Here is a 13,655-nt window from a genome sequence, read left to right on the forward strand (position 1 = left end):
GGGAGAACGCGGACGGTCCCGCCCCGGCGGAATCGGAAATCAAATCAACGTGTCAAAAAAGAACGAACCTATCCAATCCGTCAAAGGTACGCGCGACTTGCTGCCTGTCGAAACGCCCCTGTGGCAGCGCGTGGAAGATGAAGCTCGAAAAGTTTTTGAGGTTTACAACTTCCGCGAAATCCGCACGCCCGTGCTGGAACAGACGGCGCTGTTCGCGCGCAGCGTGGGATCGGACACCGACATCGTGACCAAAGAGATGTACACGTTCGATGACCGCGATAGCGGCTCGCTGACTCTGCGCCCGGAGGCCACGGCCTCTGTCGTGCGCGCTTACATCGAGCACAGTCTTTATAACGAGCCCGGCATCCAGAAGCTTTATTACTTCGGTCCCATGTTCCGCCGCGAAAAGCCGCAGAAGGGGCGTTATCGGCAGTTTTACCAGATTGGCGCGGAGGTGCTGGGCTCTGACCATCCGGCCATCGACGCGGAAGTGCTGGAGATGCTGGTGCTGCTGCTCGAACGTCTGGGACTGAAAGAATTCAGGCTGCTGGTGAACTCGGTGGGCTGCCCCAGGTGCCGGCCCGAATACCTGAAGGTCCTGCGCAAGGCGCTCGATGAAGTGAAGGCCCGCCTGTGTGAGGATTGCCAGCGGCGCGCCACCACCAATCCCCTGCGCGTCCTCGACTGCAAGGTTGAGGCCGACCAGCCCATCATCGAGGGATTGCCGAAAATCATCGACCACCTGTGCCCGGAATGCCGGCAGCATTTTGATTCCGTGACCATGGATTTGAAACAGCGCGGCGTCGCCTTCGAGATCGTGCCGCGTCTCGTGCGCGGGCTCGACTATTACACGCGGACGACGTTTGAGATCACCAGCGGCCTGCTGGGCGCGCAGAATGCGCTGCTGGGCGGCGGGCGCTATGACGGCCTCTCTGAAATGCTGGGCGGGCCGCCGGCGCCGGGCTTCGGGTTCGCCATTGGACAGGACCGCCTGGTGCTGGCCGTGGAAGCGTCGGCCTCGGTGACACCTGCTCAGCCGCTTGCAGTCTATGTCGCCTGGATGGGCGAGGGCGCCCGCCACGAGGCCACGCTGCTGGCCAGCGGACTGCGCCGCCAGGGCATTGGGACGGAAATCAGTTATCAGTCCGTCAAGCTGAAAAAGGCGATGGGAGCCGCCAGCAGGCTCCAGGCACGGTACGCCATCATCATCGGCGAAGAAGAGGTTGCGAGCGGAAATTATCAGGTGAAAGACATGGCCACCGGCGAACAGCGGAGCGTCAGCGCCGGAGAAATCGCCGGCTTCCTGAAAGAAAAGCTGCGCGAGCCGCGGCTGGCTCCGCAAGACGGGGTGGCCGGGCAAAAATGATGGAAAGGCAAGGGACGACTTTGGCACTCGACTTACTTGGCGACCTTCGGAGGACGCACCATTGCGGCGAATTGCGAAAGGCCAACGCCGGCCAGCAGGTTTTTCTGGCAGGATGGGTGGCGCGCCGGCGCGACCTGGGAAACCTGATTTTTCTCGATCTGCGCGACCACACCGGCGTAGTGCAGGTGGTAGTGAACGCGGAGTCGAGCCCCGAAGCCCACGCCAAGTCAGAGCAGGTTCGGAACGAGTACGTGGTGGGCGTCGAGGGCGAGGTCGTGCTGCGCGCGCCGGACACCGTGAATAGCCAGATTGCGACGGGAGAGGTGGAGGTAAAGACGGCCCGGCTGCTGCTGTTGAATGAAGCCAAGACTCCTCCCTTCCCCATTGAAGATGAAACGCGCACGGCCGAGGACACACGCCTGCGTTACCGCTATCTCGACCTGCGCCGCGCCCGCATGCAGCGCAACATCCGTCTGCGCCACCAGGTGTGCCTGGAAACGCGCAAGCACATGGGCGACCACGGCTTCATCGAAATCGAAACTCCCTTCATGACGCGGTCAACGCCCGAAGGCGCCCGCGATTATCTGGTGCCCAGCCGCGTCCGGCAGGGGCATTTCTACGCCCTGCCGCAGTCGCCGCAACTCTTTAAGCAGTTGCTGATGATCGCCGGCTTCGACCGCTATTTCCAGATTGTTCGCTGCTTCCGCGATGAGGACCTGCGCGCCGATCGCCAGCCGGAATTTACTCAGATCGACGTGGAGATGGCCTTTCCGACGCGCGAGGAGCTTTTTGAAATCATCGAAGGCCTGATGCAGAAGCTGCTGGCGCTGGTGGACGTCAGGGTGGAACTTCCCTTCGCGCGATTGAGCTACGACACGGCGATGGAGAAGTACGGCTCCGACAAGCCCGACCTGCGCTTCGGCCTGGAATGGAAACGACTGGAACTTTCCGGATTCCCGCGAAGCGGGATGAACGCGGTGAAAGGTTTTCAGGTGGCGAAGGCGCTGCGCGTCCCCGGCGCCGCCCTGCACCAGACGGTACAGGGCGCCGCGGCAAAAATTTCGCGCAGCCAGTTTGACCGCTACCAGGACACGTTGAAACAATTGGGCGCCGCGAACTCGGCGTATCTCACGGTCACCGAGGCGGGCGTCCAGTCACGGATGAAAAACGTGCTGGGCGACGACGGGCTCGCAGCCATCGTGGCAGCAACGGAAGCGCAGGCGGGCGACCTGGTGATACTGCTGGGAGCCGAATCGGACTCGATTGAAAACCTGCGGGGACTCAGCCAGGCGTCGGGCTGGCTGCGCCTCGAACTCGCCAGCAGGTTTGAGCTGATCAAGCCCGGCCTCTGGAGCTTTGCCTGGATTGTCGATTTCCCCATGTTCGACTACGACGTGAAGGAGAAGCGATATGCGGCCATGCACCACCCGTTCACTTCGCCGCGGGAGGAAGACCTGGACAAGCTCGAATCAGACCCCTCCGGCGTCAAGGCGCTTGCCTACGACCTGGTGCTGAACGGGCAGGAGATCGGCGGCGGCTCGATTCGTATGCACAGGCCCGACATCCAGAAGCGCGTTTTCAGAGTTCTGGGTCTGAGCGACGAAAAGGCGCGCGAGCGGTTCGGGTTCTTTATGGATGCGCTTGAATACGGAGCGCCGCCCCACGGCGGCATCGCGCTGGGTGTTGACCGCATCACCGCGCTGCTGGCCGGCGAATCGAGCATCCGGGAAGTGATCGCATTCCCCAAGACCGCCAGCGCCACCGACCTGATGTGCGACGCTCCCGCAGCCGTCGATCCGGAACAGCTCGCCGAGCTGGGGCTGAAGATCATGAAGTCGTAAGCTGGGAACTTCAGGGGCTGAAGCTCCTGAAACAAACTCAAACTACCGTTAATCTCCATGTCTCTAATTCGCATCCTTCCAGAGGCCGTCGCCAACAAGATCGCCGCCGGTGAAGTGGTCGAGCGGCCGGGTTCGGTGGCAAAGGAGCTGGTTGAGAACTCGATTGACGCCGGGGCAAACGCCGTGGAAGTTCGCGTGGAGAGCGGCGGCAAGCGCCTGCTACGGGTGGTGGACGACGGCTGCGGCATGACGCGCGATGACGCCATGCTGGCGTTCGAGCGCCACGCCACCAGCAAGATCAAAACCGCCGAAGACCTGGATGAGATCGCCACGCTGGGATTTCGCGGCGAGGCCCTGCCATCCATCGCCGCCGTCTCGCGCCTCACGCTTGAGACTCGCCACGCCTCGGAAGAATCGGGCACGCGAATGGAATTCGCAGGCGGCAAGCTGCATGACGTGAAAGAGATCGCCCGGCCCTGCGGGACCGCCCTTGACGTTCAAAGCCTGTTCTATAATGTTCCGGCGCGCCGCAAATTCCTGCGCTCGGAGTCCACTGAGCTGGGCCATATCGCCTCCATGGTGACGCACTACGCGCTGGCGCATCCCGAGAAGGCATTTCGCCTGGAATCGGTATCCAATGAAATCCTGAAGGTCTCTCCGGTCGGAAGTCACCGCGAGCGTATCTACCAGGTGATGGGCGGGCAGCAGCTTGAACAACTGGTGGAATTCGGCCCGGTGGAGCGTCCGCTGCTTTCTGCCGCCGCCGGCCTGAACCTTGAGGAGGAGACGGAAGCGAATGCTGAAGCAGAGGCGACGCCGATATTCAAAATTTCCGGCTTTGTCTCGCGCCCGGAAGTCCACAAGCTGAACCGGAACCAGATTTACTTCTTCGTCAGCCGGCGGCTGATCCGCGACCGCCTGGTGCTGCACGCGCTCAACGAGGCTTACCGCAACATTTTGCCGGCCGGAATCTTCCCCGTGGCGCTGATCTTTCTCGATCTGCCGCCGGGCGAAGTGGATGTGAACGTCCACCCCTCGAAGGCGGAGGTGCGCTTCCGCCACTCGTCTTTTGTTCACGACCTGATTCGTGACACCGTGCTCCAGGCGCTGATGGCTTCGCGGCCTGTGGCGGCATTTCCCATGCCGAAACGCGTGGACACGCGCGATGCATTCCACGGCGGCGGGGAAACCTCAGTTGCGCCAGGGACGCCGCGAGGCTGGGCGCCGCCGGAAGACGCGGGAGAACCATTCGCTTCGGGCCCGTCCAGAAGCTTTCATCTTTCCGCTCCGCGGCCCGCCCCTTCGCCGGGACATCTGCCGCTCGCGGAAGCGGCGCTGTCCCTCTACGCTCCGGCGGAGTCCGCTTCCTGCCTGGCAGCCTATTCTGAGCCGGAGCCTTCCGCGCCGGAAAATCGCGCGGGCGAGTTGCCTTCCGACCTTCTTCCGCTCGGCCAGGTGCAGTCCAGCTTTATCGTCGCCACCAATGCGGAAGGGCTGTGGATCATCGACCAGCACGTGGCCCACGAGCGCGTTCTGTTTGAACAGCACCTTCACCGTCGCCAGTCGAGTAATGTCGAAGGACAACGGCTGCTGATCCCGATTGTGGCGGACCTGCAGCCGGAGCAGCTCGTCACCTACGACCGGATCGCCGCGGAATTGACCGCCAATGGCTTCGAAGTGGAACCCTTCGGTCAGGCCAGCGTGGCCGTGAAGGCAGCGCCGGCCGACATCCTGGCGGAAGACGTGGAAAAGCTGGTGCGCGAAATTCTGGATGGCGCGGGGCGCGAAGAACGCGCGCTGTCGCTCGACGAACTGCGGCGCAACATCGCCGCCACCGTGGCTTGCCACGCGGCGATCAAGGTGAACATGCCGCTCGACCAGGAGAAGATGTCATGGTTGCTGCTGGAGTTGAGCAAAACCGAATGTCCCATGACCTGCCCGCACGGCAGGCCCATCGTCCTGCGGTACGATATGAAGGAAATCCAGAAGGCGTTTAAGAGAATCTAGCTGATGCTGTCAGCCGTCAGCGCGATAGCTGTCAGCTATCAGCCTCCAGCCGCGCCCACGTGCAGATTTGATTGCGCCGATGCTTCAAAGCAGAGCATTACACTGAACGCTGACGGCTGATGGCTGACCGCTGACGGCTGAAAACTGATAGCTCAGAAGTAACATGACACAACCTCTCATCATCGCGATTGACGGTCCCGCTGGCGCGGGCAAAAGCACGGTGGCCCGGATGCTGGCCCGGCGGCTGGGGCTTATTCACGTGGACAGCGGCGCCACCTATCGTGCCGCGGCGCTCAAGGTGATCGAATCCGGCATCCCGCTCGAAGATGAAAAAGAGATTGTCCGCGTAGTCAGGGCGACCAAAATCGGGTATATACCGCGCCAGCCCCACGCGCAGGTCCTCCTTGACGGCGCCGATGTGAGCGCGAAGCTCCGCACCGCTGCGGTGACGCATGCCGCATCAGTTGTCTCGCGCCTGCCCGCCGTTCGCAAAAAACTTGTGGCGGTGCAAAGGTCGCTGCTGATGCATCCGGGAGTCGTGATGGAGGGCCGCGACATCGGGACGGTGGTCTTTCCCCGCGCTGCCCTCAAAATCTTCCTCAAGGCCGACCCGAAGGAGCGGGCCCGCAGGAGGGTCCAGCAGGACGGGGAGCAGGGCTGCCGCTCAACCTTGCGAAGCACTCTTGCAGAAATTTCCAGCCGCGATCAGCGGGACGCCGGAAGACAGGCATCGCCCCTGGCCGTCGCCGATGACGCCGCCATCATCGACACCACGCGCCTTTCAGCCGAAGAAGTTGTTGAACGGATTCTGAAACTTGCCCGAAAGAAGAAGCTTGTGGCCCCGGAACAGACTGCCTGACGGGACAGAATAGCCGCCGGGCGCTTACCTTCCAGCACCGCCGCCATTGCTCATCGAGGCAAGAAACTCCGCGTTCGTTTTGGCCTTTGAGAGCTTGTCGATGATGAGTTCCATCGACTCAACGGGTGACAGCGGGTTCAGGACTTTGCGCAGTATCCAAATGCGGTTGAGCTCATCCTTCGGCACCAGGAGTTCTTCCTTGCGCGTGCCCGACTTGTTGATTTCGATGGCCGGGAACACGCGCTTGTCCACCAGCTTGCGGTCGAGGTGGACTTCCATGTTGCCGGTGCCCTTGAACTCTTCAAAGATCACGTCATCCATGCGGCTTCCCGTATCGATCAGCGCGGTAGCAATGATGGTAAGGCTGCCGCCTTCTTCGATGTTGCGCGCTGAACCGAAAAACCGCTTGGGACGCTGCAAGGCGTTTGAATCAACGCCGCCGGAAAGCACCTTGCCGGAAGGCGGGACCACGGTGTTGTAGGCGCGCGCCAGGCGCGTGATGGAGTCGAGCAGGATCACCACGTCGCGCTTGTGCTCCACCAGCCGCTTGGCCTTTTCAATCACCATTTCGGCCACCTGGACGTGGCGGGCCGCCGGCTCGTCAAACGTGGAACTGATCACTTCGCCTTCCACGGTCCGCTGCATGTCCGTCACTTCTTCCGGCCGCTCGTCGATCAGCAGAACAATCAGCGTGACTTCCGGATGGTTGGCGGTGACGGAATTGGCGATGGTCTGCAGCAGCATGGTCTTGCCGGTGCGCGGAGGTGAAACGATCAGGCCGCGCTGCCCCTTGCCGATGGGAGTCAGCAGGTCGAGCACGCGCGCTGAAATGTTCTCCTTGGCCGTCTCGAGGCGCAGACGCTCCTGGGGATAAAGCGGCGTCAGGTTGTCAAAAAAGATCTTGTTGCGCGCTTCGTCGGGCGGCTCAAAGTTGATGGCCTCCACCTTGATCAGCGCAAAGTACCGCTCGCCTTCCTTGGGCGGACGAATCTGGCCGGAGACGGTGTCGCCGGTGCGCAGATCGAACTTGCGGATTTGCGACGGTGACACATAGATGTCATCCGGGCCGGGCAGATAGTTGTAGTCGGGCGCGCGCAGGAAGCCGAAGCCGTCGGGCAGACATTCCAGCACGCCCTCGGAGAAGATCAGTCCGGCCTTCTCCGTCTGCGCCTGGAGGATCTTGAAGATCAACTCCTGCTTGCGCATTCCGGTGGCCCCGATCACTCCCAGGTCTTTGGCCACCTGGGTGAGCGTGCCGATATTCATTTCCTTCAGCTTGGCAATATCGAGGATTTCACTATCTTTTAATTCCTCGATCTTTTCTTCCTGCACATCAATTGGTTTTTCTTCCTGTTTTTTGGACGGCATGTTACTCTCTCAATTCAAAATTAGTTTAGATTCCCTGTTTGGGGGCCGAGAACTTCCTACTGATTTGGGGCCCGCTGCCAAGCCCGGAAAGTGAGCTGAGCGGTTCATTCAGGCAAGTCAGCGGATTTTCGAACGGTATCTTCCTTGGTTGTGGCTTCGAGATCTATCAATCCGAGTTGGTTTGGATCAATGGGTGTCACGAACTGACGCAGCGCGTACTACTCACCTTCCATCCCGTGCGGTTGTCCCGCTTCCCGACATTGCCCAGCCTGTACTTTCCATGGCGGCCACCCTCAGAAGCTGATGATGTTTCACTGATGGGCCGTTCAGTACGGGCCCCGGCGGGTAAAACAACTGTTTCGCAATCGGACGCCGGTCCTTCCATCCGGCTTCCGGATGAGGCGTCCTCAGTTTGTCAGCGACTCGCGGTCGGAATCGAGAGTCGCGTCAAGCCTCCGGGCCTCTTCCGGCTCAGTTGCAAGGGCCGCAATTCCTTCAATTTTCCTTTCGAGCGCCAGGTCAAGCACCTCGTCCATCGTCTCGACAAATTTGATGGCCAGGTCCTCCTGGATGTTTTCCGGAATTTCTGAAAGATCTTTCTCGTTGTCCCGCGGCAGCAGCACAGTCCGGATGCCGGCGCGGTGGGCCGCAAGGATTTTTTCCTTCACGCCGCCGATGGGCAGCACCTTGCCCCGCAGGGTGATTTCGCCGGTCATGGCAATGTCGCGGTCCACGGGAATCTTGGTGAGGGCGCTTATCATGGCGGTGGCCAGCGTGATGCCCGCCGAGGGACCGTCTTTCGGGATGGCCCCTTCGGGAATGTGGATGTGAATATCCACGCGCCGGTAAAAATCCGCCGGCAGTCCCAGCCGCGAGGTCCTGGAGCGCACGTAACTCAGCGCCGCCTGCGCGGACTCCTGCATCACGTCGCCCAGTTTCCCGGTCAGGGTCTGTTTGCCCTTGCCGGTCATCACCGTGGCCTCGATGTTCAGGATCTGGCCTCCCACCTCGGTCCACGCCAGGCCGGTGGCCAGCCCGACTTCGTTCTTCTCCTCGGCCTTGGTATCGCGAAACTTGATCACGCCCAGGTGTTCGCGAAGATCGTCCGGGCCGACCACAATCCTGAGGTCACGGCCCTCCTGAACGACCTTCCGCGCAACCTTGCGGCTGATGTTGGCGATTTCGCGCTCGAGGTTCCGGACGCCCGATTCCCGCGTGTAATTCCGGATGATGCCCACGATGGCCTCATCTTCAAACGCCAGGTTCTCTTCCTTCAAGCCGGTCGCTTCGCGCTGCTTGGGCACCAGAAAGCGCTTGGCGATTTCCAGCTTTTCCGGTTCCGTATAACCGGAGAGCCGCAGGATTTCCATACGGTCCTGGAGCGGCTGCGGAATGGTGTGGATCACGTTCGCCGTGGTGATAAAGAAAACCCTGGAGAGGTCGTACTCGACGTCCAGGTAGTGGTCCGAAAAAGTGTCGTTCTGCTCGGGATCGAGGACCTCCAGCAGGGCCGCGGAAGGATCGCCGCGGAAATCCATGCTCATCTTGTCCACTTCGTCGAGCAGGAAAACGGGATTGACGGTCCCGCTCTTCTTCATCATCTGGATAATCTGGCCGGGCAGCGCGCCGATATAGGTCCGGCGATGGCCGCGAATCTCGGCTTCGTCCCGCACGCCGCCGAGCGACAGGCGCACAAACTTTCTTCCGGTGGCCCGGGCAATCGAGCGCCCCAGGGACGTTTTGCCCACTCCGGGAGGCCCCACAAAGCAGAGGATGGAGCCGCGCGGCGTTTTCACGAGCTGGCGGACCGCCAGGAACTCCAAAATACGCTCCTTGATCTTCTCGAGTCCGTAATGGTCTTCGTTCAGGATCTTTTCAGCGCGGCGAATGTCGCGGATTTCCTTCGATTTCTTCTTCCAGGGCACGGCCAGCAGCCAGTCGAGGTAGTTGCGCGAAACGGTGGACTCGGCCGACATGGGAGGCATCAGCTCCAGGCGCTTGATCTCGCCCATGGCCTTCTCGTAAGCATCTTTCGTCATGCCCGCCGATTCAATCTTCTTTTTCAGCTCGTCGATCTCGCTCTTTTCGTTCCGCCCCAGCTCTTTCTGGATGGCCTTGATTTTTTCGTTCAGGTAATACTCGCGCTGCGCCCGCTCCATCTGCCGCTTCACGCGCCCCTGGATGGAACGGTCAACGTTCAGCTTTTCGATTTCGATGTCCAGAATGTCCGCCAACCGGGTGAGGCGGTCAACGGGGTCGAACAGTTCCAGCAGTTCCTGCTTTTCTTCGATGCTGATGCTGAGATTGGCGGCCACTGTGTCGGTGAACTTGCTGATCTCGTCCACCTTGGCGGCGGCGATCATCGTCTCATAATTCAGGCTCTGGGAAAGCTTCACGTACTGTTCAAACAGCGAAATCACCCGCTGCACAAGCTGTTCCAGGCTGGGCGTGCTGACGAGCCGGTAGGAGGCGGTCTTGACCGTGGCGCGGAAATAACCTTCCTCGCTCGACACCTTCAGGACCTTCCCGCGCTCACTGCCTTCCACCAGCACCTTGATGTTGCCGTCGGGCAGCTTCAGGCTTTGGATGATGTTGGCGATGGTGCCGACCTGGTAGATGTCATTCGGCTTGGGGTCGTCCACCGAGGCGTCGTGCTGGGTGGCCAGGAAGATTTTCTTGTCGCCGGCCAGCGCCTCTTCGAGCGCCCGAATGGAACTTTCGCGCCCCACCACAAACGGCGTCATCATGTAGGGAAAGATGACCACGTCCCGAATGGGCATCATGGGAAGCGCGCGGCTATCGCCTTTTTCTCGGCCTGAAAACATAGATGAATCCATTAACTTGCCTTTTCAAATAGAGATGGATCAAAGAGAATCTCGTGCTTTTTGACCATTTCCTCCGTCACCACAAACTCGCGAATGGTCCGCTGGCTGGGTAAATGATACATCAGGTCCAGCATCAGGTCTTCGAGGATCATGCGCAGGCCGCGGGCCCCCAGCTTGCGTTGCAGCGCCTGGGCGGCAACCGCTCGCAGCGCTCCTTCAGTGAACCGGAGTTTGACGTTCTCATATTCAAACAGCCGCTGATACTGACGCACCAGCGCGTTCTTTGGTTCCGTCAGGATTTCCACCAGCGCCTTCTCATCCAGGTCGCTCAGCACGCTGACCACCGGCAGCCGCCCCACGAATTCCGGAATCAACCCGTAGTGGATCAGATCAACCGGCTGGGCCTGTTCCAGCAACTCGATGTTCCGGCGTCCGCCTGGCATTTCTTCGGGCGCCTCCTGGGGACTGTGGAATCCCAGGGACTTCTTTCCAGTCCGCCGCTCGATGATTTTTTCCAGCCCCACAAACGCTCCGCCGCAGATAAACAGAACGTTGGTGGTGTCAACCGGAGTGAATTCCTGGTGGGGATGTTTCCTCCCGCCCTGCGGCGGCACGTTGGCCACGGTGCCTTCCAGAATCTTCAACAGGGCCTGCTGCACGCCCTCGCCTGAAACGTCCCGCGTAATCGAGGGGTTCTCATCCTTGCGCGACACCTTGTCAATCTCATCAATATAGATAATTCCCTGCTGGGCGCGCTGGACGTCACCCTGCGCGTTCTGAAGCAGCTTCAGGATGATGTTCTCAACGTCCTCCCCCACGTAGCCCGCTTCCGTCAGCGTGGTGGCATCTACAATCGCAAAGGGAACATCCAGCAGGCGGGCCAGGGTCTGGGCCAGCAGCGTCTTTCCGGTGCCGGTGGGCCCGATCAGCAGAATGTTGGACTTGGTCAGCTCGACGTCGTTGCGCACCTTGGCCAGCATGATGCGCTTGTAATGGTTGTAAACCGCGACCGCCAGCTTCTTCTTGGCCTTATCCTGGCCGATGACATACTCATCGAGAAACCTTTTGACTTCTGCCGGACGCGGCAGCTTGGCTTCGACCGACGGAACGTTCTCCACCTGCTCTTCTTCCAGAATCGTGTTGCAGATCGCTACGCACTCGTCACAGATGTATGCTCGGGGATGGTCGCCGGGAGAAGAGATCAGCTTTCCTACTGCATCCTGCGTTTTCTGGCAAAACGAACAACGAAGTATTTCTTCTGAAACTAATCGTTTCAAGTAAGCTCGCCTCCGTTATTTGTGCTTCTCGATAATCTCATCAACAATGCCATACTCCCTGGCCTGCTGGGCGTTCATCCAGAAATCACGTTCCACGTCGCGTTCGATCTTCTCGAGGGGCTGGCCGGTGTGCCTGGCCATGATTTCATTCAAACCTGCGCGGACGCGAAGGATTTCGCGCGCGTGAATATCAATGTCGGTGGCCTGCCCGGACAACCCTCCCATAGTCGGCTGGTGGATCAGGACCCTCGAATTAGGCAAAGCAAAGCGCTTGCCGTTGGTGCCGGCGGAAAGCAGGAGGGCTGCAACGCTGGCCGCTTGTCCGATGCAGATGGTGGCCACGTCGGGCCGGATAAACTGCATGGTGTCATAAATCGCCATTCCTGCCGTCACCACTCCGCCAGGGGAGTTGATGTAGAGCGAAACGTCCTTGTCCGGGTCTTCGGCTTCCAGGAACAACAACTGCGCCGTCACCAGATTGGCAACATTATCATCAATCGGGGTGCCAATGAAAATGATATTATCGCGGAGCAGGCGGGAATAAATGTCGTAAGCCCTTTCCCCGCGGTTGGTTTGCTCAACCACCATTGGAATCAATGTCATCGCTGGTCGATCCATAGTCATCGGCACTCCCCTGCCCTTACCCTTCGGTATGGTTCGGAAAAGCTTCGGATTCTGGCTTGATCCTGGCGTGTTGGTAGATGAGGTCAAGGGCCTTCTGATTGCGGAGCCTGCGTTCAATTGTAGGAAGCTCCCCGTCGCGTGTCAAGCGGGTTTTAAGGGCCGCCGGCGCTTCGTGGCGTTCCTGGGCAAGCTCCCGGATCAGATCGTCAACTTCCTCTTCTTTCACTTCGACGGCTTCCGACTCCGCCACCTTCTCCAGAATCAGCGAGCCACGGACTTCCTTCTCGGCCTCAGGCCTTCCATCCTCTCGCAGCTTCTCCCAGTCAAGCTTGACGGCGCGGGGGTCGATGCCCTGGGAAATCAGCCGGCCCATAAACCTTTCCAGCTTGCCGTCAACCTGTCCCTCTACCAGTGTATCAGGAACAGGAAAGCTGTGCGCGGCCACCAACTGGTTTAACAGGCCCTGCTTGGCCTCAGACTCGGCCTCGTATTTCTTGCGGGCAGACAGGTTCTCCTGGACCCGCGTTCTAAGCCCTTCCATGCTCTTGAACTCGCTGACGGATTTGGCAAATTCATCGTCGAGCTCGGGGACAATCTTCTTCTTAATGGCCACGACTTCCACGCGGTAGCTCAGAGACTTTCCTGCCAGCGGCTTCGAGGCGTAATCCTCGGGGTAATTCACATCAAACTCCCGCACCTCGCCCGGCTTTGCGCCACGCAGATTTTCTGTGAACTCGGGCACCGAGCCTTCGCTTGCAAGATGCACCATGGCATCCGCGGCTTCAATCGGCTTGGCGCCGGCATCGGACTTGTCCACGCCCTTGTAATTCACCGAAACATAATCTCCATCCTGGGCCGCGCGGCCTTCCACGGGCTCAAAAGTGGCCGACCGCTGGCGCAATTCCTCGAGTGTCTGCTTCACTTCATCCTCAGTGACTTCGGAGGGCCGCTGCCCGATCTCGAGCCCTTTGTATTCCTTCAGCTCAAAGTCAGGAAAGATCTCAAATTTGGCGGTGGCAGTCAGCGGACTGTCCTCCTCAAACTTTAGATCGGCAAATTGAGGGCGGCCGACCACCGACATATGCTGTTCTTTAATTGCGTTCTCAAAATATTTGGGTAGCAGCGCCTGCACCACTTCACTGCGAATGTCATCGTGGAAGTGCCGCCGAATCAGCGAGGCGGGCGCGCGCCCCGGCCGGAAACCCGGAATCCGCGCCAGCCGGCGGTAGTGCGCCGTTACGGCGTCGGACTCCTGTTTCACAATGTCAGGCGGTACTTCGATTACGAGTTCTTTCTTGCAGGTTTCAGTTTCCACAGTTCTCCAATAGCGGCTGTTTAGATTGAAAGAGAACGGAAGGTGGTCCTTCTAACTCTACCTGAGGGAATGGCCCAGCCCTGAGAGGTTGCTCGCTCCCCGGCTCCCAAGGCTCAGTATAGCATACGGCTTCCGGCTGTCAACAAACTGGATTCCCTCCGGTTGGCCGTTCG

At 59.9% G+C, this 13,655-nt stretch carries 9 protein-coding genes; 4 read left to right on the forward strand and 5 right to left on the reverse strand.

Annotated elements, in window-relative coordinates:
* The first annotated feature begins 49 nt into the window (after positions 1-49).
* The 4 genes from hisS to cmk all read left to right on the forward strand — a co-directional run bounded on the left by hisS (position 50) and on the right by cmk (position 6,073).
* Positions 50-1,366 (forward strand): histidine--tRNA ligase, encoded by a 1,317-nt coding sequence (hisS, locus tag VFQ24_12545; protein ID HET9179178.1) that lies wholly within the window; start codon positions 50-52, stop codon positions 1,364-1,366.
* Positions 1,363-3,207 (forward strand): aspartate--tRNA ligase, encoded by a 1,845-nt coding sequence (aspS, locus tag VFQ24_12550; protein HET9179179.1) that lies wholly within the window; start codon positions 1,363-1,365, stop codon positions 3,205-3,207. The genes hisS and aspS overlap by 4 nt, the downstream gene beginning before the upstream one ends.
* A gap of 57 nt (positions 3,208-3,264) precedes the next feature.
* Positions 3,265-5,214 (forward strand): DNA mismatch repair endonuclease MutL, encoded by a 1,950-nt coding sequence (gene mutL / locus VFQ24_12555; protein HET9179180.1) that lies wholly within the window; start codon positions 3,265-3,267, stop codon positions 5,212-5,214.
* A 163-nt stretch (positions 5,215-5,377) separates the two neighbouring features.
* Positions 5,378-6,073, forward strand: a complete 696-nt coding sequence (gene cmk, locus VFQ24_12560) for a (d)CMP kinase (GenBank protein ID HET9179181.1) — start codon at positions 5,378-5,380, stop codon at positions 6,071-6,073.
* A gap of 24 nt (positions 6,074-6,097) precedes the next feature.
* Here the strand turns inward: cmk and rho are convergent, their stop codons facing one another.
* From rho to tig, 5 genes are all read right to left on the reverse strand, one after another.
* Positions 6,098-7,441, reverse strand: a complete 1,344-nt coding sequence (rho, locus tag VFQ24_12565) for a transcription termination factor Rho (GenBank protein ID HET9179182.1) — start codon at positions 7,439-7,441, stop codon at positions 6,098-6,100.
* 407 nt (positions 7,442-7,848) lie between these two features.
* On the reverse strand, positions 7,849-10,266 hold the full coding sequence (gene lon, locus VFQ24_12570) for an endopeptidase La (protein HET9179183.1): 2,418 nt from the start codon (positions 10,264-10,266) through the stop codon (positions 7,849-7,851).
* 11 nt (positions 10,267-10,277) lie between these two features.
* Positions 10,278-11,543: an ATP-dependent Clp protease ATP-binding subunit ClpX gene (clpX, locus tag VFQ24_12575; GenBank protein ID HET9179184.1), complete on the reverse strand. Its 1,266-nt coding sequence runs from the start codon at positions 11,541-11,543 to the stop codon at positions 10,278-10,280.
* A 15-nt stretch (positions 11,544-11,558) separates the two neighbouring features.
* On the reverse strand, positions 11,559-12,146 hold the full coding sequence (gene clpP / locus VFQ24_12580; GenBank protein HET9179185.1) for an ATP-dependent Clp endopeptidase proteolytic subunit ClpP: 588 nt from the start codon (positions 12,144-12,146) through the stop codon (positions 11,559-11,561).
* Between the two features lie 37 nt (positions 12,147-12,183).
* Positions 12,184-13,482 carry a trigger factor gene (gene tig / locus VFQ24_12585; protein ID HET9179186.1) on the reverse strand — a complete coding sequence of 433 codons (1,299 nt, stop codon included), beginning with the start codon at positions 13,480-13,482 and terminating at the stop codon, positions 12,184-12,186.
* Positions 13,483-13,655: the final 173 nt, after the last annotated feature.

The organism is Terriglobia bacterium, assembly GCA_035712365.1.
GTDB lineage: Bacteria > Acidobacteriota > Terriglobia > UBA7540 > UBA7540 > SCRD01.